The sequence below is a fragment of the Kitasatospora sp. RG8 genome (assembly GCF_017813315.1).
In the GTDB taxonomy this organism is placed as follows: domain Bacteria; phylum Actinomycetota; class Actinomycetes; order Streptomycetales; family Streptomycetaceae; genus Kitasatospora.
Genome location: NZ_JAGIYX010000027.1, coordinates 1 through 23,405, shown reverse-complemented (window position 1 = coordinate 23,405; position 23,405 = coordinate 1). Strand labels below are relative to the sequence as shown.

23 protein-coding genes and 2 pseudogenes are annotated in these 23,405 nt (G+C 71.7%); 10 read left to right on the top strand and 15 right to left on the bottom strand.

From position 1 onward, the window contains the following. Nucleotides 1-3: 3 nt before the first annotated feature. The 4 genes from J5Y04_RS31025 to J5Y04_RS31010 are packed head-to-tail and all read right to left on the bottom strand — an operon-like array spanning nt 4 to nt 4,061. Nucleotides 4-2,118 (bottom strand): hypothetical protein, encoded by a 2,115-nt coding sequence (locus J5Y04_RS31025; protein WP_209415721.1) that lies wholly within the window; start codon nt 2,116-2,118, stop codon nt 4-6. Next, on the bottom strand, nt 2,111-2,890 hold the full coding sequence (locus J5Y04_RS31020; RefSeq protein WP_209415720.1) for a hypothetical protein: 780 nt from the start codon (nt 2,888-2,890) through the stop codon (nt 2,111-2,113). The genes J5Y04_RS31025 and J5Y04_RS31020 overlap by 8 nt, the downstream gene beginning before the upstream one ends. Beyond that, nucleotides 2,890-3,249 (bottom strand): hypothetical protein, encoded by a 360-nt coding sequence (locus J5Y04_RS31015; RefSeq protein WP_209415719.1) that lies wholly within the window; start codon nt 3,247-3,249, stop codon nt 2,890-2,892. Before J5Y04_RS31015 ends, J5Y04_RS31020 begins: the two co-directional genes overlap by 1 nt. Then, complete coding sequence (locus J5Y04_RS31010; RefSeq protein ID WP_307853386.1) at nt 3,246-4,061, bottom strand: hypothetical protein; 816 nt, start codon at nt 4,059-4,061, stop codon at nt 3,246-3,248. Before J5Y04_RS31010 ends, J5Y04_RS31015 begins: the two co-directional genes overlap by 4 nt. Nucleotides 4,062-4,569: 508 nt before the next feature. Between J5Y04_RS31010 and J5Y04_RS31005 the strand changes: the two genes are divergently transcribed. Next, nucleotides 4,570-5,646 (top strand): bifunctional lytic transglycosylase/C40 family peptidase, encoded by a 1,077-nt coding sequence (locus tag J5Y04_RS31005; RefSeq protein ID WP_209415833.1) that lies wholly within the window; start codon nt 4,570-4,572, stop codon nt 5,644-5,646. Nucleotides 5,647-5,663: 17 nt separating this feature from the next. After that, nucleotides 5,664-6,278, top strand: coding sequence for a hypothetical protein (locus J5Y04_RS31000; protein WP_209415718.1), 615 nt, complete (start codon nt 5,664-5,666; stop codon nt 6,276-6,278). Between the two features lie 77 nt (nt 6,279-6,355). Here the strand turns inward: J5Y04_RS31000 and J5Y04_RS30995 are convergent. From J5Y04_RS30995 to J5Y04_RS30985, 4 genes and pseudogenes are all read right to left on the bottom strand, one after another. After that, a pseudogene (locus J5Y04_RS30995) lies at nt 6,356-6,484 on the bottom strand (IS30 family transposase); the annotation flags it as partial. Between the two features lie 57 nt (nt 6,485-6,541). Next, a pseudogene (locus J5Y04_RS44040) lies at nt 6,542-6,814 on the bottom strand (hypothetical protein); the annotation flags it as partial. A 425-nt stretch (nt 6,815-7,239) separates the two neighbouring features. Next, entirely contained in the window at nt 7,240-7,743 is a 504-nt protein-coding gene (locus J5Y04_RS30990) for a hypothetical protein (RefSeq protein ID WP_209415717.1), read from the bottom strand. 239 nt (nt 7,744-7,982) lie between these two features. Further along, entirely contained in the window at nt 7,983-8,903 is a 921-nt protein-coding gene (locus tag J5Y04_RS30985; RefSeq protein ID WP_245205804.1) for a DUF6192 family protein, read from the bottom strand. Between the two features lie 250 nt (nt 8,904-9,153). Between J5Y04_RS30985 and J5Y04_RS30980 the strand changes: the two genes are divergently transcribed. Continuing rightward, entirely contained in the window at nt 9,154-9,390 is a 237-nt protein-coding gene (locus J5Y04_RS30980; protein ID WP_209415715.1) for a hypothetical protein, read from the top strand. 67 nt (nt 9,391-9,457) lie between these two features. Further along, nucleotides 9,458-10,147 (top strand): hypothetical protein, encoded by a 690-nt coding sequence (locus J5Y04_RS42300; protein WP_245205791.1) that lies wholly within the window; start codon nt 9,458-9,460, stop codon nt 10,145-10,147. A gap of 29 nt (nt 10,148-10,176) precedes the next feature. Here J5Y04_RS42300 and J5Y04_RS30970 read toward each other — a convergent pair whose 3' ends face one another. From J5Y04_RS30970 to J5Y04_RS30950, 5 genes are all read right to left on the bottom strand, one after another. Further along, complete coding sequence (locus J5Y04_RS30970; protein WP_209415714.1) at nt 10,177-10,554, bottom strand: hypothetical protein; 378 nt, start codon at nt 10,552-10,554, stop codon at nt 10,177-10,179. 46 nt (nt 10,555-10,600) lie between these two features. After that, nucleotides 10,601-10,879 carry a hypothetical protein gene (locus J5Y04_RS30965; RefSeq protein ID WP_209415713.1) on the bottom strand — a complete coding sequence of 93 codons (279 nt, stop codon included), beginning with the start codon at nt 10,877-10,879 and terminating at the stop codon, nt 10,601-10,603. A 462-nt stretch (nt 10,880-11,341) separates the two neighbouring features. Next, nucleotides 11,342-11,590 carry a hypothetical protein gene (locus J5Y04_RS30960; RefSeq protein WP_209415712.1) on the bottom strand — a complete coding sequence of 83 codons (249 nt, stop codon included), beginning with the start codon at nt 11,588-11,590 and terminating at the stop codon, nt 11,342-11,344. A 34-nt stretch (nt 11,591-11,624) separates the two neighbouring features. Then, nucleotides 11,625-12,110, bottom strand: coding sequence for a hypothetical protein (locus tag J5Y04_RS30955; RefSeq protein ID WP_209415711.1), 486 nt, complete (start codon nt 12,108-12,110; stop codon nt 11,625-11,627). After that, complete coding sequence (locus J5Y04_RS30950; protein WP_209415710.1) at nt 12,107-12,616, bottom strand: hypothetical protein; 510 nt, start codon at nt 12,614-12,616, stop codon at nt 12,107-12,109. The genes J5Y04_RS30955 and J5Y04_RS30950 overlap by 4 nt, the downstream gene beginning before the upstream one ends. A 311-nt stretch (nt 12,617-12,927) precedes the next feature. On the opposite strand from J5Y04_RS30950, the gene J5Y04_RS30945 reads away from it, so the two are divergent. Beyond that, complete coding sequence (locus tag J5Y04_RS30945) at nt 12,928-14,166, top strand: hypothetical protein (RefSeq protein WP_209415709.1); 1,239 nt, start codon at nt 12,928-12,930, stop codon at nt 14,164-14,166. Between the two features lie 23 nt (nt 14,167-14,189). Here the strand turns inward: J5Y04_RS30945 and J5Y04_RS30940 are convergent, their stop codons facing one another. Then, nucleotides 14,190-15,797, bottom strand: coding sequence for a PQQ-binding-like beta-propeller repeat protein (locus J5Y04_RS30940; protein ID WP_209415708.1), 1,608 nt, complete (start codon nt 15,795-15,797; stop codon nt 14,190-14,192). A gap of 448 nt (nt 15,798-16,245) precedes the next feature. On the opposite strand from J5Y04_RS30940, the gene J5Y04_RS30935 reads away from it, so the two are divergent. From J5Y04_RS30935 to J5Y04_RS30915, 5 genes are all read left to right on the top strand, one after another. Continuing rightward, nucleotides 16,246-17,607, top strand: a complete 1,362-nt coding sequence (locus J5Y04_RS30935; RefSeq protein ID WP_209415707.1) for a hypothetical protein — start codon at nt 16,246-16,248, stop codon at nt 17,605-17,607. A gap of 837 nt (nt 17,608-18,444) precedes the next feature. Continuing rightward, a complete protein-coding gene (locus J5Y04_RS30930) occupies nt 18,445-19,980 on the top strand; it encodes a replication-relaxation family protein (RefSeq protein ID WP_209415706.1) in 1,536 nt (511 codons plus the stop codon). A gap of 500 nt (nt 19,981-20,480) precedes the next feature. After that, nucleotides 20,481-20,834, top strand: coding sequence for a hypothetical protein (locus J5Y04_RS30925; RefSeq protein ID WP_209415705.1), 354 nt, complete (start codon nt 20,481-20,483; stop codon nt 20,832-20,834). Between the two features lie 58 nt (nt 20,835-20,892). Then, on the top strand, nt 20,893-21,579 hold the full coding sequence (locus J5Y04_RS30920; RefSeq protein ID WP_209415704.1) for a DUF402 domain-containing protein: 687 nt from the start codon (nt 20,893-20,895) through the stop codon (nt 21,577-21,579). Further along, nucleotides 21,576-22,097 (top strand): NUDIX domain-containing protein, encoded by a 522-nt coding sequence (locus J5Y04_RS30915; protein WP_209415703.1) that lies wholly within the window; start codon nt 21,576-21,578, stop codon nt 22,095-22,097. Before J5Y04_RS30920 ends, J5Y04_RS30915 begins: the two co-directional genes overlap by 4 nt. A 309-nt stretch (nt 22,098-22,406) precedes the next feature. Here J5Y04_RS30915 and J5Y04_RS30910 read toward each other — a convergent pair whose 3' ends face one another. Then, complete coding sequence (locus J5Y04_RS30910; protein WP_209415702.1) at nt 22,407-22,568, bottom strand: hypothetical protein; 162 nt, start codon at nt 22,566-22,568, stop codon at nt 22,407-22,409. Nucleotides 22,569-23,405: the final 837 nt, after the last annotated feature.

Below are 23,405 nucleotides of genomic sequence, written 5' to 3'. Positions count from 1 at the left end.
GGGTCAACTCCCCTCGGGTGTCGGCGGCTGCGGAGCGGGGCCCGACCGCGGAGCCCTGCCGGGCATGGTGTTGTGGTCCGGCATCCACGCGGGTGTTCCGTACGGCGGCGTGTCGGTGCTGGAGGTGCTCGGCGGTGCGGCGGGTGCTTGCGCCGGGATGACGGGGGCGGCGGCCTCCGGCGGGACAGCCGTCCCGAACGCGGGAGTGGCCGAGCCGTCCGGGCCGCGCGGCGCCGGCATCTCGGCCTCCGGCGACCCCGCGGCCGCCGGGCTCTGCGGGTCGGCGGCCGCACCGGCGCCCTCGCCCTCCGGCCCGCCGACGGACGGCGCGGTGCCGCCCCTACGGGGCGGGATCACCGTGGCGTGGCCGCTCCCGGGGGCACCGAGGCCCGCGTTCGCGGACGCGTTGGCCGCCGCGCCCTCCAGCGTGCTGGCCCCGGCGGCGGCGAGCTGGGCGCCGAGCCCGACGGCCCCGCCCAACTGCGACAGGAAGGAGCGTTTCGAGGAGCCGGTCCCGAACCTCCCGCCACCGCCCGAGCCGGCCGGGGAAGCCTCGCCCGGTGCGCCGTCGGGTGCGGCGGGGCTGGTCTCCTGTTCCAGGGCCTTGGTGTAGCCGGACCCGCCGCCGACGGCCCCGGCCCCGGCCACGGCGAGGCCGCCGCCGGCGAACCCGCCGAACATCGCGCCGACGCTGGAGCCGACCGAGGAGACCATCCCGGCGGCAACCGAGTTGCCGCCGCCCGCCTCCACCATCGTCAGGAACCGGGCCAGCACCGGCCAGGCGAACGCCGCGAGGAGGAACACGATCAGGCCGACGATCACGTTGCGGATGCCCTCGGCGTGGTTCATCGCGTTGAAGCCGATCGCGAAGCAGACCACAATCGCCAGCTTCGAAAACGCCATGGCGGTGAACGCCCGCCGAGCCTTGGGCCACCACTCTTGCGTTTCGTCGCTGAGCTGGCCGGCCAGGGCGATCGGCATCGAGGCCATGAGGACCATGATCCCGGCCTGCCGGACGAACATCTCGATCCACAGCGCGCCGATCACCAGGATCGCCAGGATGCCGAGGACGATGACCGCGCCGATCGCCTGGCTCATCACGCCGCCGCCGGTGATCAGCGCGCCCCCGGCGGCACCCCCGCCGCCGCTGGCGACCAGCCCGGAGAACAGGGTGCCGAGCTGTTGCTTCATCGCGGCCGCGGCGCTCGCCTGGTCGGAGCCACCGCCCGTGAAGGAGTAGTTGATGATCCAGATTGACACCTGGTCGATCCAGTCCAGGATCACCTGCGCCGCGCCCGCGTACACCCCGAGCACGACGGCGTACTTGCCCAGGCCCTTGAGGACTGTCGCCAGCGGGGCGCCTTGCTGGCTCACGGCGACCTTCGCGAACTGCACCAGGGCGAGGAAGACGGCGATCAGCACCGACAGCATGGTCATGATGCCCGTGACCTGGCCGATTCCGACCTTTCTCAGGTCGATGGTCGAGGCTTCGTTGAACGAGTCGGCGAACTGCTGCAGCAGCCACACCACGCCCGTGCCGATGGCGCCGGCCAGTTCCTTGAGCGCGTCGGCGGCCAGCTTGGAGATCTTGCCCGCGACCCAGTCGCTCAGGCCGCCGGGCGGCGTCATCAGGCTCGCGTTCTGTTCCCGGCAGCTGTGGAAGGTTTCGCCCTTGCTGACGCCGTCTTCGATGCACTTCCGAATGGCGTCGTCCATCTTCTGGTAGCCGGCCAGGCCGTGGTCCGTGGCGGCTTCCCAGTCCTTGAGGTTTTTGAGCTCGCGCTGTTTGCGGGCCTCGGTGACGGCCGGATCGTCACAGCCGACGTTGTGCTCCTCGCACGAGTCGAACACGTCAGGCTGCTTGTAAAAGGTGCAGTTGTTGGCCTCGGGCAGCATGCACCAGTGGCCGTTTGTGTCGCGGCCCAAGTTGCCCTCGGAACGGTCGTTCCACTGCTTGAGCCATTCCGGATTGGGCTTGTCCGGGGGGCCGTTGGGGGCGTGAGCCTTTTGTTCGCTGGTCGGGGGGTCGGCCACCGCGGCCGGGACGGCCGCCACCCCGACCGACATCAACGCGGCGAGCAGGACGGTGAGCAGCCGGAGGAGTTTGCGGTTAGTCACGGATCACCACCAGCCATCCGTCCTTCGCGGATGCCGGCGAATCGGGGTTATAGGGCATCGGATCGCCCTTCTTGGCCGTCCACTTGGGATCCGTGGTGATCTTCCAGTCGCCGTCTTCCCATTGCAGGATCATGTTGGCCAGCTGGTTCCGGAGTGGGCTGTCGTCCGGGCCGCCCTTGGGCAGCGTGGCGGTGCGGCTGTAGTGCATCCATACGGTGATCACGGAGCCGTCGCTGTTGAGCGCCCAGGCCTGCGCGGCGTCCACGGTGGTGGTGATCGTCATCCCGGCCGGGGTGCCGCCGGAGGGCGGCAGACCCACCTGCTCGCGGAGCTTGCGGACCTCACTGACGGCCTTGTCGATGGAGTCCTCGCTGCCCTTGGCCGTGATGACGGTGAGCTGGCGTCGGACCATGTCGTCGTCCAGCACCGACAGCTCGTCCAGGTGGTAGACCGCAGCTGCCATCGGCCCGTAGCCGTAGCGCGGGAAGCCGATCGAGGCGCCGTCCTTTTGCCCGGCCGGCTTCGGCAGGTGCGCCGGTTTGGCCGTGTTCGGCGTCAGCGTCCTGGTGGCCGACGGGCTCGGCGACGATGTCGGCCCAGGGCTTGCCGTCGCGGTCGCGGTCGGGGCCGCGTTGGGTTTGGGGTCGTCGCCGTCGTCCAGGCCGTGGAGGAGCGCGACGCCGCCAGCGGCGACGACCGCGCCGGTCACCACCCCGATGCCGATCAGGCGCAGGCGCGCCCTGCGGGCGGCGCGGTCGTGGCGGTCCAGCATCAGGACGCCATCGAGTACGCGGCGAACACCAACCCTGAAGTGCAGGCGATGCCGACACCTGCGATCAAGGACATGATGATCGCCTTCTTGCCGCGCGCGGCCATGCCGCCGCGCTCGGAGTTCTCGCCGATGGCAACCGCCGCCCAGCCCAGCAGCCCGCCGAGGACGGCGAGCGCCAGGCCACCGCCGGCCACCCAGCCAAGGATCGTGCCGGTCGGCTTGGAGACGTTCGTGGGCAGCTCCGGCTTGAACGGCGGGATCGGGTTTGGAACCGCGGTAGCCGGCGGCGGGTCTTCCGCGAGGATGTGGGTGTGCGGGTCGTTCAGCAGGGTGGTGACGGCGTGCAGGATCTGGCTCACAGAAGGACCTTCTCTGTCGGGTGTACGTGGGACGGGGTTCGAGGAGCGGCCGGGGCGGGCTGCGCGGCGGCCGGCAGCGGGTCGCCCCAGCTTTCACGGGCGGAGGTGACGACGGCCTGGACGAGCTGCTCGGCGGCCTGTACGGAGCGGGCGCCGAGCCGGGAGGCGTTTCGCAGGCCGTGGGCTCGCAGGTCCGGGTCGTAGGGCACACGGACGACGGCGGCGACCCGTGGCGCGAGCATCGTTTCGCCCGCCCGTACCGGGGCTGGCGCCCGGCCGTCGCCGGTCGCCACCAGGGCGACGACCATGCGCTGTAGCGGCAGTCCCTCGGCGGCGGCCGCCGACAGGGCGGTCTGCAGTGCGGCCACCCCCGAGCCGGTCGCGGCCGCGCACACGACCGGCACGCTCACCGGCAGCGCGCACCATGCGGCGGTCAGGCCCTGGTCGCCGCCAGTGCGGGCGGCGACCAGGTCGTGAGCCATCGGGTGGCAGGTGTCGGCGACCACGGCCGGCCAGCCGCCGATGGCAGCCAGTTGGTACCAGGCTGCGGGTGTGTCGACCGCGGGCAGCGGCGGCGCGCTCCACTCCCGGTGGTCCGTCAGGACCTGCCAGGAGGAGCCGCCCGGTCCGGGAAGCCGGGCCGCTGCGGCTTGCGCCTGCGCGCGGCTGAGCGGACGGTCGGGCGGGATCGACGCCAGCCCGGTGCCGGGCTCCGCCGTCCAGGCCGGCCACGGCGAGGCCAGCCGGGGAGCCAGGTCGAGCACCACGCTGGGCGCCGCCCTGGCCAGGACGGCACCCAGGAGGCCGGCCACCGTGGACCGTCCACTGCCGCCTGTGGCGGCCAGGACAGGAACGACGAGTCGGCCGTGGAGAGGCAGCTCCACCACCGGGACAGTTCTGCGCGCCACCGCACCCCCCAGTCTTCGTGTTCAGCGTGATCAGGTTCCCGAGCGGTCACCTGCGTTGTCATGAGTACGTGTACTCATGACAACGGGGCTGCCTGCCCGTTGAATGGGCCCCGCCGGCCCCGGTCACCCCCCAGTCACCGTGCGTGTCGGCCGCAGTCTAGTCTCGACACCTGACACATGTCTCAGTCGCTTAGCTCCTGACCATCCGTCACGTCTGTAGCAACCTGCGAAGGTTCGGGAGGGGCTTAGTCGGTTTAGCGCCGAAATGCGTTTGTTGGCACGCGTCTTATGGGCCAGCATGTCTCAACCAGCAGTGATGCGTGCCGCGGACATGTCCTATGCGAATGCCAGAATGGCGCACCCGAACTCGCGCTGTTCGCACGGAGTTCTTGACCGGGGGGTCTAAGTGGGGATGAAGACGGGCGTGGTGGCCGCCGTCGGGGTGGCTGGCGTGAGCCCGCTCGCGCTGGGGGCCGGGCTGGTGATGTTCATCGCGGTTGCCGCGCAGGACCAGGGCGGCACCGTCGGCGGCGGGGTGGCGCCGGTGGCGTCGTCCGGCACCCTGCGGGTGGGACCTGGAGGAGTGCCCGAGCAGTACGCGCAGTTCATCAAGGACGCGTCCGCCGCGTGCGACCAGGGGCTGAGCGCGGGCGTGCTGGCCGCGCAGATCGATGCCGAGTCCGCGTTCAACCCGCGCGCCAGCAGCGGCCAGGCGGACGGGATCGCCCAGTTCACCCCCGAGACGTGGGCGACGTGGGGCAACGGTGGAAGCGTCTGGGAGCCCCGCGACGCCATCGCGGCCCAGGGCCGCTTCATGTGCAGCCTGCTCAAGACCGCCAAGGGGCACCCGGACTACAACGGCAGCCCGATCGAGCTCGCCCTGGCCGGCTACAACGCCGGCTGGGGGCGCGTCGACCAGTACAAGGGCGTGCCGCCGGCCTCATTCGCGGCCGGCCAGACCTACGACTACGTCAAGAAGATCATGGAGAACGTCCGCAAGTTCACGACCACCGACGACACCGTGACCGTGGACCTTCCCCCGGACTACCAGCTGCCCGCCGACACCCCCCAGCAGATCAAGACCGCCGTCGCGTGGGCTCTCGCCCAGCGCGGCGGGTGGTACCAGTGGGGCGGTGACTGCACTGACCCGCTCGGCACCAACCCGCAAGGCCGGTGCGACTGCAGCTCACTGATGCAGCAGGCCTACGCCCATGCCCAAGTGACTCTCCCGCGGACCACGTTCGAGCAGGTCAAGATCGGCACCCGAGTGGGCGTGGACGACGTCAAGCCCGGCGACCTGGTGTTCAACGCCGGCACCGACGGCAGTGACGACTCGCCGGGCCACGTCGGCATGTACGTGGGCAACGGCTGGATCGTGGAGGCGCCGAGGACCGGCGTCCAGACCCGCACAGTCGCCTACAGCGGCTGGCGCAACAGTACGAAGGCGATCACCCGGATCACCCACGTCGTGCGCGTGGTCCCGTGGTGAACGGCAGGGAGGCGGCAGTGCTGCAGGACGACCAGCAAGCCGGCCCGTGGGGCATCGTGACACCCGAGTTCTGGGCCAAACCGGACGCCAAGCCGGACCCCGGTCCGGCCGAAGCGGCCGAGTGGGAGGACGACCTGCGATACGAGGAGCCGGCCGCCGTTGCCGCCGCCCGTACCGCCGCATCGCAGCGCCCGCCGCTGCCCGAAGCCGGCCACGCCGCACGGTTCGCCGCGTTGGCGGGCAAGCTCAGCAAGCCGCAGACCGGCCTCACGTTGCTGCTGGCCGCCGCGGAAGCCGTCCAGCTCGACCAGGAGCTCAGCGCCGCGCGCGGCCCCAGCGACCCGAACGTCATCGGGGTGCGCGAGCTGCGCGCGCTGATCGCTCACCTGCAGGGCCAGCGCGCCGAGGCCGCCCGCCTGTACCTGCACGTCACCGGCCTGCAGGCCACTGCCGCCGGCCTCGGACACGACCTGACGAAGGCCAACGCTCAACGCGCGTTCGCCGAGTGGCGGTCGATCGCCGACCCGGTCGAGCGCGCCGCCGTCGGCCGCGACATCCTGCCCATGCTCACCGCGGTGGCCGGACCCAAGGCCAAGCCCACCCGAGAGGTGCAGGCCGCCCTCGGCAAGTAGCCCTCCGCAGCCCGTCCGCCACCCCCCCCGAGCCGACGGCGGTTTCTAGGGGTCGTTGCAACACGTGGTCGGTTTGATCAGGCCGCGATGAGTTTATGCAGGCGCTCGGCTGGGGTGTCCCAGCCGAGCGCTTTGCGTGGGCGGTCGTTGAGTTCGGCGGCGACGAAGGCCAGGTGTTCGGGGCCGTGGACAGCCAGGTCCTTGCCGTGTTCCAGGGTCATCCGCAGATAGTCGGTGGAGCTGCTTGTGTGCCCGCACAGCAGGGCCCGGGCGATACCGCGCTGGCGGTAGTCGGGGTGGACGGCGATGCCGTGGACGTGGGTGGGTGATGACCCACTCCGGGACGGAGACGCTGAGCGCGCCGATGATCCGCCCGTTCTCGCGGGCCCCGCACGAGCAGCACGCGCGTCGCGGAGTACGGGTCCGCGGTGTCCGGGTCGGCGAGGACGAGTACCTCCATGAACGGCTGTTCGTCCTCCGCAATGGGCGGCTTGATGTTGAACGGGGTCGGCTGGGGGCTTCCTGCGCTTGCTCATCTCTCCCCTGATGTCGCGGCTGCGTCGGTGCCCGGTGATCCTGCCCGCAACTCTGCGGCCCGCATGCCTCATGGCCCGGCCGGCCTTCGCACCCGATGTTATTAACGGGGCGTCAGACGGCTGCGGCGGGTGTTCAATGGCCCGGTCGCCGCATGCTGAGCTGGGAGGACACCAACTGTGGGACGCAAGAAGCCGGAACGTCCGGTCCGCCGGACGCAGGCGTGACCAGCATGCTTGGAATGCCTCGGATCCTTTCAAGGAACGCTATTTCAGGGCTACTCACATACATGACACCTCGGAGCCATCCGAGATAGCCGCGCCCTGGCCCGCCATTTCGACTTGCGTCAGAGGGCGCCCTCCGTGACGCTCGACGTGTGCGGGCCGGGCCCACCCTACCCGTGGGCCCGGCTCGTGCTCCTTCGGGACTACTTCCGCCCGGCGGCTCCCGACGCTCTCCGGCCCCTACCCGCTGCCGTGGACGTTCTGGGCCTCTCCTGGGCGGCTTCCGCAGCGGCCTGTGCCGAGAAGCCTGCCTCCTCCAGGAACTTCATCGCGGCGAAGATGTCGTCGCATGTCTTGAGCAGCACCATGATCGACAGGTCACTCTTGGCATCCGGCGGCAGATTCGCCAGTGCGCACTTGTAGAGACGCTTAACCGATTTGAACAAGGTGTCCAGCCTTGTTGTCACGTAGAGCTTGTTCATCTCGACGTTGTTCGTCACGGCGTAATGACTGTGTACCAGGACGAAACCTGTCTTCTTGTTTCCGCACTGATAATCGCGGATCCACGCCTTGCCCCGCTCGAACTGGGCGGGCGTGTTCCGCCCGATGGCTTCCTCTCGCGGAAGGCCGTCATCACCGGCCTTGACTACCCGGTTCCATATGTCCTGTCCACTGTCGTGCGCCGCCTGGCGGCGCGTCGTGGCCATGGTCACTCACCTTCGTCCTCGTCGCCTGCCATCGCATAGCGTCCGTCCACCGGGACGAACTTCCTCGTGGTCGCGGGCAGGTAGTCACGGATCCACGCCATGCCCAGCTCGAACTGGGCGGCTCGTCAGCCGCCCGATGGCCTCTTCTCGTGGAAGGCCGTCATCACCGGCCCTGGCCACCGGGTTCCAGATCTCCTCTCCAAACTCGTGCGCCGCCCGTCGACGCTGCGTGGCCACCTTCACTCCCCGTCCTCGTCCTCCAGCAAGCTCGCCAACGCCTTGTCCATGTCGGTCCGACCTGTCGTGATGGCGCTCTCACACCAATCGAGGAGCATCCGAGCCTTGTGGACGTTTTCGAGCACTGCCGCCTTCGTGTCCTCGTTGTAGTCCTGGGCGTGGATCTCGGGGATGATCCGCTGCAGGGAGACAAAGAACGACGCGAAGGTCCCGATCAGCCGGAGAATCTCCAGGGGCGCGTCCTTGTAACTGACTGCGGGTACCGCCTCCTCGGCAGCCTCCTGGACCTCTGCGGCGTCCTCGGCCGGCGCGAGCTCGGCCTCGGCCTCAATCTCGCGGTCGACTTGCTGCCAGTGCTCGTACTGGGCTTCCCGGAGCAGGTTCCGCGCGCGCTGGTCCGCGACTACCCGACTGCGAACATCGGGCCGGGTGAGCATCTCCTTCACGACCTCGGCGGCGTCCTCATCGCTGTGCAGGAGCCGTCGGGTCCTGGCCAGCCGTTCCTCCTTGTTGCTCGGCGTGTCGAAAGCCCGATTCGCGACCTTCTCCGCCTCGTTCACCGTCCAGCGGTTCTCTTTCGAGATCGGGTCGTACGGGTCCTTCCGGATCAGGACATACCGGCTTCTCACGTAGGCGAGTGTCCTGTGCACGCTCCAGCAGACGTCCAGCCGCCGCTTCTCCTCCGGCCACTGTCCCGCAATCTCGTAGTACTCACGCAACGTGCCCACGTTGATCCCGATCTGGTGAGCCAGAAGGTCGAGGACCTCTGCCACCTCGCCGTGCCCACGGGGGTGGTCGACCAGTGCGTCGATCACGAGATCGCCCAGCGCGAACTGGATGCTGGACTTCTGCTTGATTAGTTTTCGTCCCTTGCGGACGATTGGCTCCCATTCGGCCTTCGTGTAGCCGGTGGGAAGTGTCATGGTTGCCACGAGGAGCCTCCTCACCCGTGTGCCGAACACCGCTGAGCAGACATTCCCTGGCTGCCCCGTCCACCGGGCTGTGGGAAGCAACAAATCCCCGTGACAGCCACGAATGCCGTCTACGACCCAATCTACCTCCGCTCAGCGCTCCTGCTTTGTGGCGCGACGGATAACCGTCATTGCCATTGGAAGGCCGTGGGAGCGATGCTGGAGTCGAGAATTTACTTCGATTGCAAAGGAGGTGTCCTCGATGTACGACTCCCCCGTGGTCAGCGCCATCGACCCTGCGGTCTGGGAGGAGTTCGTCCGTCGGGGCAAGGCGCTTGTGCGCGAGAAGCACAGGCTGCAGCTTGCGCTCGGCAACCTCGTCCTCGAAGCCCTCGGGCCTCGTTCAGAGGACGATGCCGACCTTCGGCTCCTCGCTCACCAGATCGGAATCACCCCCGCGCGGCTCGCCTCCTACGCGCGGCTCGCCGCTACCCCGTAGTGTCTCAAGCACGACCCGTACCGGGAGTGTGGGCCGAACCACCGCACATCCGGGGAGAGCCCAGCGCGTGTCTCATGAGACATCGAAACGGTGGAGAACAGATCTCTACCGGCTGATGAGCGCCGGGCTGATCTCCAACAGCCGCTCCGCCTACCGGCACCTGTCCTCGCACGTGGCCCAGGCCCGCCGCGACGCGACTTCCTCGACCTGGTCGACACCGTGCGCGAAGTCCATGTGCCGCAGGCCTGGTCCGACCCGGGCACGATGCTCGCCGAGATGCCCTCCTGGTTCCGCCTGGATCGCAAAAGGCCAGGAGGTCGCGCTGTACGCGGCGGAGAAGGACACCCTGCGCCAGCAGTTCACCGCCTGGCTGGACGAGGCCGGCATCCCGGTCCTGGTAGTCCGCGGCTTCTCCAGCCAGTCCTACGTCCAGGTCGTCGCCGAGCGCACCGCCCGCACCCGCTGCTGGGCCCGCGTCGAGCGCGTCCTGCTCACCAACGAACAGAGGCTCGCGTGCGGCCTCCCCGCCGCCGAGGGCAAGAAGGGCGACCCGCGCTGGCCCGCCTTCGCCGCCCGCTACGGCTTCGACCCAGCCCACCCCGTCCAGTCGGAGGTCGAGGCACTGGAGCCGGACGAGCTGCGCCGGCTCCTGGAGGCTGCGGTCGAGCCGTACATCGACCGCTCCGTCCTCGCCCAGGTGCTCGTCGAAGAGCAGCAGCAGCGCCGCGCACTGGCCGAGTTCCTGCGCCGCTGGTAACTGCGAGGCGGCGGGGGCCGTCGGCCCGGTCACAGGAACGGGCAGGCGAGGATGCGCAGCTGCTGGTCGGCGATGGCGCGCACCGGCAGGACCAGGTCGGTGCTGTCCCACGCGTGGGACACCCCCAGCTCGGCGGTGACCGTGGCCTCGATCGCCTCCGCGACGGCCGCCAGATCGAGCAGCCGGTACGCGGTCGAGCGGCCGATCCCGAACTCGGCGAGCGCGTAGGCGCTCCAGCTCGGGTGCCCGAGGACGGCCCACACCTTCGCCTGGTGGGCGGCGCGCACCCGGCGGGCGAGGACCAGGACGGCGGCGCGGACGTCCTCGATCGCGGTGCGCAGCTGCTCGGTGAGTTCCCGGGCGCGCGCCGCGTCGACCGGGCCGGCCTGCTCCTGGTCCTCGTCCATGTCCGGCCCATTCCCGCGGTCGGCCGGGGGAACGCGTAGGCCGGGGCTACAGGAACGGTCGGGCGAGGATGCGCAGCTGTTGTTCGGCGATGGCGCCCATGGGGCCGGCGGTGCCGAGGTGGGCCACGATGGTGGTCTCGAACAGCTCCAGCATCGACTGGGCCTCGTGCACGGACTGCAGGGTGAAGCCGGCGTGCTTGCGTCGGTCGCCGTCCAGGGCGGGGATGCGGCCGGTGATCACCGCGCTGTGGATGCTCTCGCTCGTCTGGATGCTGCGGCGGTACTTGTCGCGCAGGAAGTCGACCATCGCCTGGGTGTCGTCCATCGCGTCATCGTGGCGCACCACCGTCCGGAGCACATCCCCTTTGACGTACTCGGTCCAGCGGGTGGAGCAGTGCCCTGCGGATGGCATGTTCGCGGCCGAAAAATCCCAGGTCAGAACACTTCTCACCCCGGCGTCCGAGGCCTAACATTCCCGGCACGGCGGCCCCACCACAGCACCACCGGGCCGCCGAGCAGAGCAGCCGCGCCCCGGCCCCCGGCGCTGCTGACCTCCCACCGGCCGGATTCCGCGGAACACCCCCCTGCTTCCCCGGGACCGGTCGGGCTGCGCCTCGCACTGCCCGACTCCGGGGTTGGGACAGGCTGTCCCAGCTCTGTCCTACCCGTGTCTCAGGGTGTCCGTTTCGGGCCTTTTGCTGGGACGGATCTGGGACTGTCCCACCCTGTTTCGCCTGGTGGGAGTGTGTCGCGGGGGTGCTGGGACAGAGCTGGGACAGCCAACCGGCTACCGGCCGGGGGCGGCGTCCTCGATGGCGGCTAGCAGGTGGGCGTGAACGGCGCCAGCGGCCTCGCGGGTGGCGGCGTCCGGGTCTTCGAGCTGCGGGGCGATCAGCGCGGCGGCCGCGGCGAGGACCGGCACCGGCACGGTCGCGGACCGAAGGTGGAGGAGCTGGGCGGCGGCCTGTTCGCCGGGCGTCGTCTGGGCGCGAGTGGGGATCAGGGAGCCTATGCCGCGCGGCTGGGTGCTGGTCACCCGGCTCATTCTCCCGTGCGCGGACCGGTGGTGATCACCACGGCCGCCCCTCCGGTGCGTCGTCGGGCAGGGCGCCGTGGTGGTGGCGGGCGACGGCTTCGAGCAGCGCGGTGCGGGCCTGGCGCCAGCGGACGTCCTCGGTGCGGCCGGCGTCGGCCGCCCACTCCGGCAGCGGCCGCTCCTGCGCGGCCGCGGTGAGGTCGCGGCCGAGCGCGCCGATCGCCTGCTGCCAGTCGGTCAGCTGGTGCAGCAGGGAGCGCACCAGCTCGTCGACCGCGGCCACCGGGTCGGTGCCGAAGGCCCGCGCTTCGGCGGCGGCCTCCGCCAGGGCGTCCTCGTCCAGTTCCTCGAAGGCCTCGCGCCACGGCGCGGCCGCCTCGTCGTAGGCGGCCAGGACGGTGTGCAGCTCGGTGTCGAGAGCGGCGGGCGACCACGGCAGCGGGGTGCGGGGCGGGCGGACGGCGGCGGACAGCACCCGCCCGGCACCCGGGGCGAGCCCACGCCGGGCGGTCCTGCTCATCCGGTCGCCGGCTCGGCGGCGGCCCGGCCGGCGTCGGTGGCGGCCTCGAGCTCGGCGGCCAGCACCTCGAGTTCGCGGGTCAGGTCGCCGAGTACGCAGGACGGGAAGGTGGCGGCGATCGCGCAGACGGCGATCAGCGGCATCCGCTCGCCGGGGTGGAGCTCGGGCAGGGTGCCGGTGGTGTGCGAGGCGCCGAGTACCACATCTGCTGCCAGGGTGTAGCGCAGCTCCTCGGTCAGCAGGCCGAAGCTACCCGGGATGATCTCGCGGCTGCTCGCCTGGACGATCGCCTCGGCCACGCGCTCCAGCAGCTGGCCGTGGTCCTCCTCGCCCTGGCGGCTGGCCAGCTCGCGCACCCACGTGGCCGCCGCCTCGCCCGCGTCGGCCGCCCGGTGCAGCGCCGCCAGCTCGGCAGCGCGCTGCGCCTGGTCCTCACCACCGTCGGGGGCCTCGGTCTCGTGGGTGTCGGAGTGCAGCGGCAGCGCGGGCAGCGGAGAGGTCGTCATACCGGTGCAACCGGCGCGGGGCCCGGGCGGTCACGGGTGCAGCAAGGGCACCCTTGCTGCACCCGGACGCCGCTGCACTCGCGTGTAGCAAGGGTCACCTTGCTACACCCGGTGCAGCGCTGCGCAGCGCACCCGCCCACGCTGCGCAGCACCCGTTGCGCATGCGCAGCGCGGGACAACCTGCTGCGCAACGGGGACAACCTCGCTGCGCACGACCCAGGCCGCTGCGCAACGGGCTGCGCAGCACCTTGCTGCCCGGCCGTTTCACCCCGGGGGGAAACGGCGTCGGTGGTGGGGCTTAGCATCCGGGCATGAGTTTCTCCCCGGGGGTTAATGCGGTGTCCGAGCCGATGCTGTTCGGCGCGCCGGCCTGCGCGGTGTGCGGAAAAGAGATGGAGCCGAGCGGCACGGGCCGCCCGAGGAAGTACTGCTCGAAGAAGTGCTCGTCGAAAGCCGACCGTGTCAGGGAGAAGGAGAAGCAGACCAGGGCCCTCGCCGCAGCCGCCGAAACGCCCCGGGGCGAAACAGGACTGCCCGACGGCCTGGCCGACGACCCGGCCGCGGCCGAGCTCCTCACCCTCGGCGAGGAGCTGCTCCGGCACGATCGGCTGCTGCTGCTCCAGCTGGAACGCGCCGCCCGGGACAACGACCCGGCCCTTGCGCGCCAAGGGGTCAGCGACGTTCTCCACGCTGCCGACGTGGTGATGCAGCGCCACCGGGAGCTGGTCGAGCGGCTGCTCGCCGAGCACCCGACCCAGGCCCCGGCGGCGGGACAACCTGCCCCGGAGCCCGCCGAAACGCCCCGGGGCGAAACCCGCCCCGGTTTCGGGAGCACCCCAGGGGCGGCCGTCGCCGTACCTGCCGCCGCGCCCGTTCCCCGCCCCTCAGCCGTCACCCCGGGTCCGGCCAGCAGACCCGCCGACCAATTCCCCCGGGGAGAAACGACGACGGGACAAGGTGCCGCCTACGCCGCTGAACAGGCCCCGCCGGCGGCCGTTGCCCCCCGGGGAGAAACGACGCCCGCCGCCGACATCCCCGAATTCGCGCCCGCTGCGCCCCGGGGAGAAACCCCGGCACCCCCCGGCGGCGCCGGGCCACGCGACCAGGCCGGCCCGGCCGCGGAGGGCGGCCGGCTGCGGGACCTGGTCGACCGGAGCCTGGCCCAGCAGACCACCCCCGCCCCCGAGCCCGCAGAGCAGAAGCCCCCGGCCGGGCCCGCGGACCGGGAGGACCGGACGGTGTCGGTGCCGCGCGACCCGCTGCTGCGCGGCCTGCCCAGCAGCATGGACGTCCACATCCCGCTCGACCCGCAGGTGTTCGGCTACGACTGGGCGCTGGCCGGCTGGACGGTCCAGCCGGACGTGATGCTGGTCCTCGGCGAGGGTCATCAGGTCGGGTGGGTCGAGCGGGGTCTGGACGGCGGGGCGGGCTGGGTCGCGGTCTACGAGGGCTACTTCCTTGGTGACCCCGTCACCCAGCGGGCAGCCCTGCACGACACCCCGGAGATGGCGACCCGCATCATCCACCAGGCCCATGTCCACGGCCTCTGAGCGGCCCGCCAGAGCGGCGCGTGTCAGCGCTGCAGGGCGATGAGGTGGCCGGTGAACGACCCGTCGTCCTTGACGGTGGCGACGTAGACGGTGTCCTTGCCGACCGCGGGCCCCACCGGGACCTTCCCTTCGGAGGTGTAGGTCCAGCGAGGTGTGCCGGTGGCGGCGTCGACGGCGTAGAGCTTGCCGTCGCGGCTGGCGAAGTAGATGACGCCGTCGGCGGTGGCCGCGTTGTCGTGGATGTAGTCGCCGGTGGTCACCGACCAGACCTTGGTCCCGGTTGTGGTGTTGAGGGCGTAGAAGGTGTTGTTCATGCTGCCGAAGTAGACCGTGGTACCCAGCACCAAGGGATCCGTGGCGATCTGCCCGTCGCCGCCCTCGGTCCGGAACTTCCACCGCTCGGTGCGGCTGGTGATGTCGACGGCGAAGAAGTGGCCTTCAGAGCCGCCGAAGAAGACCGTGCCGCCCGCCACCACCGGGGAGGAGTCGTACAACTCCTCCCCGGCCGCGTAGTGCCACAGCTCGTGCCCGTCCCGGTCGTCCAGGGCGTAGAGGTTGCCGTCGCGGCTGGTGGCGTAGACGACTCCGTTGTGGACGGCGGGTGAGGAGGAGATGCGGCCCTTGGCAGTGAACTTCCAGCGCAGCGTGCCGGTGGTCGCGTCGACGGCGCTGAGGCGCCCGCTCCCGCCGCCGACGTAGACCGTGCCGTCGGCGACCGTCGGGGCCTTCAGACCGTAGTTGGCGGCGCCGGTGGGGTAGTGGAAGAGCCACGTCGTGCCCTGCCCGCCGTGCAGGATCCCTCTGTCGTCCACGAAGTAGAACCGGTTGCCGGAGACGGTCAGCGGGCTGGGTGATCCGATCCCGTCCATGGGCAGTGAGCTCTCCACGGTGCCGCCGGCCGCGTCGACGGTCAGGAGGTTCATCGTCGTACCGGTGAAGCTGATGTAGTAGATCCGGTCGTCGGCCAGGACGGGTTCGGAGAACACCCAGGGAGGCTCGGGCAGCGACCACCGCTGGGCAGGCTGTGCGGACTGGCCCGCGGGCGAAGTCGTGGCCGGGACCGCCGCGGGTGTTGGCGTGCCTGCCGCAGGGCTGCCGGCGGCGGGCGACGACGCTCCGGTCGCCGGACGGTCGTCGGTGGAGGGGCTGCCGCCGCTGATGATCTGTGCGCCGCCGTATCCGGCGAGGGCCAGCACGATGATGATCACGGCGAGGACCGCGAGGGTGCGGATGTCACCCTGCCGGATGTGGTTGATGACGTCGCGTCCGGCGAACGTGCCGCGCAGCTGGTTGTTGTTGCCCTGCACCACGGCTGCGCCCGCGAACGCGGAACTCTGGGGGCCAGGTGCCGGGTTCGTGGCAGGCACCATGGTGGTCAGCTGGACCGTGAAGGGCTGGTCTGCCGTCATCACGGTCACCAGGGCGGTGTGCAGCGCGGCCTGCGCGGCGGGCTCCTGGGGAGCCACGTCGAAGGTCGCGACCGCATCGCCCTGTCCCGCTCCGGTCAGCCGGGTGCGCACAAGGTCCCCGACCTGTGCGGCGGCGGCCCCTCCGATTCCGGTGGCGGCCGCGGTGGCGGAAGTCACCATCAGCTGGACCACCGTGGACGCAAGTTCCTCTAACACGCTCATCGAGATGTCCCCCCTGGACGTTGCCGGTCATGCTCATGCTTCCAGCGCTGCCAGTCACTTAAGCCAGGGGAAGCCCAATCGAAACCTGCCCGCACAACGGGCCTCCTCTGACATCGCCGAGGCCTCGTAAGTCCGGCCACGGATAAACCGGGAGGACAAAGCCTCTGCCTGGGACAGAACGGGCGGGACAATGTCGGGACAACCCGGTACTCAAGGGGCTGCTTCGTGCTCACGACCTCCTTCGCCGCCGCCTTGTCCAGCTCCGATAGCGACTGCCAGGCCCACCTCCAGGACTTCTGACCACCAGGGAAGGCCCGGCGCGGTGGCGGGACGACATTGCCCGCTGTCGCGCCGGGCGGCGGGACACCCTGGTGCGGCTTTCGGCCTGGTGCGGCTTGCGGGCCGAAATCCCGGACGCCTGGGTGGCCGTCGGGGCTACGATCCGGGCATGAAATACGGATCGGTCCGAAATTCCGGCACCTCTGACGTGCTGTTCGAGGTGGCGTCGGGCGAGGTGTGCCTGCGCGCGGGCTGCGGGAAGTCGGTGCCGGTGCCGGAACCCGGCAAGCGCGGGCGCCGCCAGAAGTGGTGCTCGACGGCGTGCAAGTCCAAGGCCGCGCGGGACAAGCTCAAGGCCGACGCCCTCCGGTCGGCCGAGGGCGTACGGGCGGAGGTGCTGCGGTGCGCGGAGGCGGCCGTGGACGCCGCGCGCGCGTTCCTGGACGCGGTGGACGCCGACCCGGTGGCCGCGTACGAGGAGTTCCACCGCCTGCACGGGACGCTGAGCGCCCGGGCGGCGGAGGCGGCCGAGGACGTGCGGGACGAGGTCCGCTGGCCCGACCTGACCGAGCAGCAGCGCCTGCTGCGCCGGGCCGAGGAGATGCTGATGCGCCCGGACGTCCTGGCCCGGGTCGACCCCAAGGTCCTGGCCGAGGCGCCCGCCGCACCGACAGTTTCGGATCGGTCCGAAAATCCCGCCCCAGCCACGCCCCCGACCGGCCCGGCTGTTTCGGACCGGTCCGAAAAGACGCCCGTACCGGCCCAGGCGGCAGCACCCGCTATTTCGGACCGACCCGAATTCGGGGCGCCCGTGCGAGTGCCGGCACCCGCAGCCCCGGTCCAGCAGCGGGCGCAGGACTTCGAGACGCTGCGCCGCGCCGCGTGCACCAACCCGAGCCTCCGGTTCGGCGAGCCGGACCGCCTGGACGACCTGAGCCCGACGCTCGGTGAGGACTGGCTGGTGGCCTCCTGGGACGACCCGCAGGCCGAGGACGTCCACCAGCTGCTCCACCGGGGCCGGCCGATCGGCTGGACCGCGCCGCTGCCGGACGGTCCCTGGGGAGAGGCCGGGCACATCGCTGCCGAGCACCAGGGCGAGCAGACCGCCGTGGTCCGGCCCCGCACCCATCGTTCCGTCGGCCAGGCCCTGGACGTCCTGCACCGCGCGCACCTCGACCGGCTGCGTGCCGAGCGCGCGATGCCCGACGTGCAGTACCTGGCCCTCAAGCGCCCGACCGGCTGGAGCGTGCCTTCCGCCCGCGGCCTCGGCGACCCCGACCGCGCCGCGTTCGGCGACGGCCTGGTCCACCTCACCTGGCCCGACCACCCGGGCGTCCAGGAGCTCCAGCAAGGTGGCCGTCCGGTCGGCTGGATCGAGGAGTACGACGTCCAGCGCGGCATCTGGACGGCCCTGATCGACAGCAGCCTCGTCGCTGACGCTGCCAGCGGCGAGCCCCTGCGCTGCCCCGGCGCCGAAGGCGCCCTCGCCTTGCTGCGCCGGGCGCTGGGGGAGGACCTCACCCGCTGGTAGGCCGGGCCGGCCGACGCGGCCGCGCGCCGGCCCGCGCGTGATGGACAGTCCCAGCAGTGCGCGGCGCGCCTATGGACAGGCCGCGCGGGTTCCGACCGCGCGCCCCGGCCGGGGCGCACCGCACCGCGCCGCGCGGTCCGCACCGCACGGCTGGTGCGGTAGTCGCGCCGCTACCGCACCGCACCATCCGGCCCGCGCCCGCGCCGCGCGCCGGCCCGCGCGCGATGGACAGTTCCAGCAGCGCGCGGCGCGCCTATGGACAGGCCCTGCAGAGTGCGTCGCGCGGTGGTCCGCCGCACTGGTGCGGCCGCGCGTTTCCCCTGGACAACGGCGCATTTCCCCTGGACAAAGTGCCGCGCGCGGTGCCGGAGGAAGCCCGGCGACCGCACCGCACCGGCCGGTGCGCCCTCGTCCCGCACCGCCGCGCCGCGCGGACCTCGTCCCGCACCGCACCGCGCGGTCCGCGCGCACCCGCACCGCATCGCGCGCACCCGCACCCGCACCCGCACCGCCGCGCTGCGCGGACTTCGCTCCGCACCGCACCGCGCGCGTCCGCACCGCACCGCGCGGTCCGCGCGCACCCGCACCGCGCGCGTCGGCGCCTGGGCGCGCGGCCTGACGGTCTGTGGTGTCGGTCACGGACATACCGGGAGGACAAGGCCCAAGACCTGGGCGAATCGGGCGGGACAACACGCTGGTCAAGGGGTCGGACAAGGGGTGTGGTCAGGCCGCGGACAAGGGGGTGGTGTGCAGTGTCGGCCGCACCCGGGCGCTGGTCCGGGTGCCGGGCCGGCCACCGCGCCGACCCCGGCTTCCTGCTGACGGAAGGCCACCTTGATGTCCACCACCTCGCTCGCCGCGCCCGGTCCGGACGACGGCGACCAGGCCGCCGACCACCACCAGACCGGCCAGGCGAAGGCCTCGCCCGGCCGGGGCAAGGGGCCCGGCACCGCCTCCGCGGGCACCTCCGCCGGCACCTCCGTGCCCGCGGCGGCCGACCGGCCCGTTTCCGCAGGCCAGCAGCCCCGGACAAGGGGCCGAAGCCGTGGCGACAACCCTCTTCCTGCCGCTGCCGAGGTGCGGTGGAAGGCGGACTCGACGGAACCGGTGCGGCGTGGGGTCTTGGTGTCGCTCGGCCTGTTCCAGCGCGCCACCGCGAGGGAGCTCTGGCATCTGGTCCTGCCGGGACAGCGGAACGACAAGGCCACCCGCGACGCCCTGGTCGACCTGGCGGCCGCCGGGAGGGTGCGGGAGGAGCTGCGCCTGCCGGACAACCGCAAGCTGTGGACCCTGACCGCAGCCGGCCGCCGCGAAGCCGCCCGACTGCTCCCGGCCGGGACGAAGCTGTCCAAGCTGCGCACCGAACGCGACGGCCGGGCAACGGCGTACTCCGAGCACGCCCTGGACGTCGTCGCCACCGCCAGCCTCCTCGCCCGCGCCGGCCTCGGGCACCTGGAGGCGTTCACTACCGAGGTCGAGCACCCGATCCCGCACCGCCGCTCCCTGTTCACCGACCTCGTGCTGCGCGACCCCGGCTCGGACGTGCCGGTGCTCCTGGTCGAGGTCGACCGCGAGAACGAGGGCGTCGGCACCCTCGTGGAGAAGCTCACCTCCTACCGCACCTGGTGCGAGCTCCCGGCGAAGGGCACGGCGAAGCCGGCGTTCGAGGCCTCGCTGCGCCGCCGGGGCGCCCGTACGCACGGCCTGCGGCTGTGGCCCACCGTCTACCCGCCGACCGGCCGCGAGGGCCTGCCGCCGGTCGCCCTGGTCCTGGAGGCCGGCCGCAAGCGCGACCGACCCGACGCCAAGCGGCTCACCCCCCAGCAGAAGGCGGAGAAGGCCAAGCGCGACCACGAACGCCTGCTCAACCGCATGACCGAGGTCGAGACCGCCTCCGAGGACATCTGGCACGCCCCCGCGTACGGCGGCGACGCCGTCCACGCCCGCGACCACCACCGCGCCCTGCCGGTCGTCGCCACCACCCTGCCGCTGCTACGCCGCCACGGGGCCGACGCGGCGGTCTGGTACCGCTTCGGCCGGGACGGCTGGCACACCCTCACCGACGCGCTCGACAACCCGGACGGCGACGAGCTGCTGGCCGTCGAGAGGGCGGAGGCGGATCGGGCCCGCCGGGCGCGGGAGGCAGCGGAGCGGGAGCGGCGCCGTCCGGCCTGCCGCCGCTGCTCGGCGTCGTTCTCGGACGAGCGGTGGGAGGAGAAGGAACGGGGCTGGAACGACGACGGGCTGTGCGCCGGCTGCCGCCAGGCCGACGCCGACCGGAAGGCGCGGGAGGCCGCCGAGCGCGAGCGGGCCGCTGCCGAAGCCGCGGCCGCCGAGGCGAAGCGCACCAGCTCCTGGTGGCGCCGGTCCTGACCCGGCCCCCTCCCCGGTGCAGGCCGCTGACCTGCACCGGGGAGTTTCGGCACCCCCGCTGACCTGCGGTGGGGAGTTTCGCCCCGGGACCGGTGAGTTTCGCCCCGGGGCGCTGGTGAGTTTCGCCTCGGACCCGGTGAGTTTTGGGTGTCGTCGCAGTTCAGCGGCCGGTTAGAACGGGATTGCGGTACGCCGTCCGGGTGGCGGCGGGGTTCGGCACCGCGGCGCGGTGGGCAGAGCCTGCGACATGACGACACCCCAGACCAGGCGCCGCCGTCGCCGCCGTCCGGCTGCGCCCACCGCTCCGGTCCGCGCCGGATGGCCGCCGGCCCCGGTCCGGCCGGACGGCGGCGGGTGCTGCCGGACCTGGTCCAGCGAGCATCTGACCCCGGGCTGGATGGTCGTCCGGACGACCTGGCACGAGCCCGTCTGCTCGACGTGGGCCTGGCCGTCCTGGCGCGGATAGGCTCGGCGTACTGTCGCCAGGGAGGGGTGGACCGATGACGCAGCCGATGGGGCCGGATCCGGTGGCCGAGTGGATCATCGAGGTGTGCGGCTGGCAGGACCAGGCCCGCGTCCTGCTCGGGCACCTGCCCTCCCAGCTGCGCGTGGTCCACGACGGCTGGTGGATCGGGATCGACGCCTTCGCCCCGTACCTGCGCGTCCAGCTGTGCGCCGGCCGCCTCGGGGAGGACGGCACCTTCGCCGACGTCTCCGCCGTCTTGGACGGCACGGTCAACGCCACCGACCGCGAGGAGCTCGCTCAGGCCGTCCAGGAGCTGCGCAAGCGCCTGGACGCCCCGCAGCCGCCGAACCGCTGGGCCGCCGAACGCTACGGCTTCCCCAAGCCCTGACCCGCCGTCACACCTTCGAGCGGACTTCCCGGCCCCCAGGCCGGGAACACTCTCCGCCATGACCGACACCGCCCTGTTCCAGCCCGGCACCACCGTGATCCGCCGCGATGTCCACGCCGATCGGGTGTGGACCGCGATGCCGCAACGGGTGATCGACGACACCGGCCACGTGCTGACCCTGGCCTACTGGCCGGGGATCGAGAGCCTGGCCCCGACGACCTGGATCACCTCCACGCGAGCCGGCGACGACACCGCGCGTAAGCAGGGCTTGGCGGACCTGGCGGCTGGCACCTGGGCCCTCGGCCCGTACCGGTGGGAGGGGACGGAGCTGCTCTCCCACTTCCTGGCCGGCGAGTGGTTCTCCGTGCACCGCTTTCAGGACGCGACCACCCACGAGCCGCTGCGCTGGTATGTCAACTTCGAGATGCCCTACCGGCGCCGCCCCGGTCTCGGCATCGACACCATGGACCTCGCCCTCGACCTGGTCATCACCCCCGACCTGTCGGGGCACCACTGGAAGGATACTGAGGAGTACTCCCAGCTGCGCCGCCTCGGCGTGGTCGACGACTACGTGGGCCGCCAGGTCGAGCAGGCCCGAGGCCGGGCGATCAGCATGCTGGACAACCGCACCGGGCCCTTCGCCGGCGGCTGGTCGACCTGGGCACCGGATCCGTCCTGGCCGCTGCCGACGCTGCCGCCCGGCGCCGACGAAGCGGCCACCTCGGCGACCCCGTACCGGCCATGACGAGCAGCGGTGTGGTGACCGGGCCGGTCCGCGTGCGGGTGTGCGCGGTCCTGGTCCACGACGGCCGGGTGTGCCTGATCCGCCGCCAGCGCCCGGCCGGAGTACAGCTCACCTTCCCCGGCGGCGTGCTCGAGGACGGCGAGGACCCCACCGCGGCGCTGCGCCGGGAGCTCCTCGAGGAGCTCGGCCTCGACCTGGCCGTGCTGCCCGACCCGCCGGTACTCCGCTTCGTCCAGGACCAGAGCACCCTGCGGGCGGGCGAGGTGGAGCCGTTCCGTCGTCGGCACCTGGTCTTCACCGCCCACCTGCCCCACCACCTGGTTGAGACCGTCGCCCAGGCCGAGCAGGACGACCCCGACCAGGCACCGGTGGTGTGGCTGCCGGCGGCCGACGCGGCCGGTCTCCACCTGTACCCGGACATCGGCACCGTCCTCGACCAGGCCGTCCGGCCCGACACCACCGCGGGCGGCCCCGTGCTGCTCCCGGCGATGACCACCACGTCCTACCAGTGGCGCTGACCACCTTCGGCAGGGTCCGCGAGGCACCGTGCAGGGGTTGCCTCTGAGGTTGCTTCTGGAGGTTGCGATGTGACTGAGCACCGTAGATGGCCACGGTTTTCACCGTAGTTGGCCAGATGTCGGACGACGAACGTCAGTGGGTCGCGACGTGAGATGTCAGTCATCGGCGACATGAGGCACGAGAAGTGACGGTCACAAGGACCAGCCGTGCGGCAACACGCTCCTCCGGTCTACCTGGCGCTCGCCCATGGGGGGCAGTCCCCATGGGGCGCTCAAAAGGGCCATCGCCGAGGGTCGAGAGGCGCAGGCTCAGTGCAAGTCGCAGGAGGCCATGCAGCCGGACGGGCCGGGCGGGTCCTTCGCGGTCCCCCCCAAGAGCATCAGGCCAAGCACGATCACCGCCAGCACCACGGCCATCACCGTTCCCGATACGTCGCGTCCGCCGTTCGGTCCGTCGGCCACCGTGACCACCTCCCCGCCGTCCTTCCATGAGAGGGGCTGTGGGGGTGTGCGGTCAAGGGGCGGTTAGGCGGAGAGCCGGCGCTCGGCCTTGCCGGACAACATCCGGTTCAGCGAAACGACATGAAGTGTCAGCGGCGCGGGTCATCGGTGCGTCACCAGGCCTGCCGCCGATCACGGTTGAGTCGCAGGCCGTGCCGCAACCGAGCGCGCGGTACGGCCTGTCGCCAGCCACTGACAGTTCGCTGTCGTCCGACACCAGACCTCGCGGCCGTGAGCAGCGCGGATGCATTCGATCTTGGCCAAGTAGCCTGAAAACTTTGGCCATCTACGGTGCTCAGTCACATGCGACTGCAGGTTGCTACTCGGGGTTGCTACTTGGGCTTGCTACTCGGGGTTGCGTCAGGCGGTGCCGCTGGAAGCGGCGTTTCAGCAGCTCAGAGCCCGTTTGTCCATGGGTCGCTGGGCGCCGACTACTTCTCCCTGGGCACCTCGGCGGGTGCTGGGTGAAGTCCGGGCACCGGAGCGCCGAAGAAGAGGAGCAGGAGAATCGGCGCGCAGAGCAGGAGCGGAGACAAGATCCCGGCCACCTGATGCTGCGCGCCGACGGCGTGATGGTGTGTCCGCTGCGCGGTGGCCCGGCGGCCCCGCTTCGCGGTGCCACCGGTCGGGAGGAGGAGCGAGGAGGAGGGCGGCCGGGACGGCCGGCGGCAGGCCGCCCTGCCGCCTACAGCTCCGTCCACCCGCACGCCCGCCCGCTGCTGCTGAGCGGGTGCCAGACCGGGGCGGCTGGTCCGCGCTGGACCAGGTCCTCGATCGGGGCGGCGCCGGCCGGGACGGCGGCCAGCA

Coding starts and splice junctions, on each gene's coding strand:
- J5Y04_RS30985 (WP_245205804.1), bottom strand. CDS start 8,903: ATGACACTTCCCACCGGCTACACGAAGGCCGAATGGGAGCCAATCGTC.
- J5Y04_RS31020 (WP_209415720.1), bottom strand. CDS start 2,890: ATGCTGGACCGCCACGACCGCGCCGCCCGCAGGGCGCGCCTGCGCCTG.
- J5Y04_RS30930 (WP_209415706.1), top strand. CDS start 18,445: ATGTCCACCACCTCGCTCGCCGCGCCCGGTCCGGACGACGGCGACCAG.
- J5Y04_RS30935 (WP_209415707.1), top strand. CDS start 16,246: ATGAAATACGGATCGGTCCGAAATTCCGGCACCTCTGACGTGCTGTTC.
- J5Y04_RS30990 (WP_209415717.1), bottom strand. CDS start 7,743: ATGGCCACGACGCGCCGCCAGGCGGCGCACGACAGTGGACAGGACATA.
- J5Y04_RS30920 (WP_209415704.1), top strand. CDS start 20,893: ATGACCGACACCGCCCTGTTCCAGCCCGGCACCACCGTGATCCGCCGC.
- J5Y04_RS30950 (WP_209415710.1), bottom strand. CDS start 12,616: ATGACGACCTCTCCGCTGCCCGCGCTGCCGCTGCACTCCGACACCCAC.
- J5Y04_RS30945 (WP_209415709.1), top strand. CDS start 12,928: ATGAGTTTCTCCCCGGGGGTTAATGCGGTGTCCGAGCCGATGCTGTTC.
- J5Y04_RS30965 (WP_209415713.1), bottom strand. CDS start 10,879: ATGGACGACACCCAGGCGATGGTCGACTTCCTGCGCGACAAGTACCGC.
- J5Y04_RS30915 (WP_209415703.1), top strand. CDS start 21,576: ATGACGAGCAGCGGTGTGGTGACCGGGCCGGTCCGCGTGCGGGTGTGC.
- J5Y04_RS31005 (WP_209415833.1), top strand. CDS start 4,570: ATGAAGACGGGCGTGGTGGCCGCCGTCGGGGTGGCTGGCGTGAGCCCG.
- J5Y04_RS30955 (WP_209415711.1), bottom strand. CDS start 12,110: ATGAGCAGGACCGCCCGGCGTGGGCTCGCCCCGGGTGCCGGGCGGGTG.
- J5Y04_RS30980 (WP_209415715.1), top strand. CDS start 9,154: ATGTACGACTCCCCCGTGGTCAGCGCCATCGACCCTGCGGTCTGGGAG.
- J5Y04_RS30970 (WP_209415714.1), bottom strand. CDS start 10,554: ATGGACGAGGACCAGGAGCAGGCCGGCCCGGTCGACGCGGCGCGCGCC.
- J5Y04_RS30940 (WP_209415708.1), bottom strand. CDS start 15,797: ATGAGCGTGTTAGAGGAACTTGCGTCCACGGTGGTCCAGCTGATGGTG.
- J5Y04_RS30925 (WP_209415705.1), top strand. CDS start 20,481: ATGACGCAGCCGATGGGGCCGGATCCGGTGGCCGAGTGGATCATCGAG.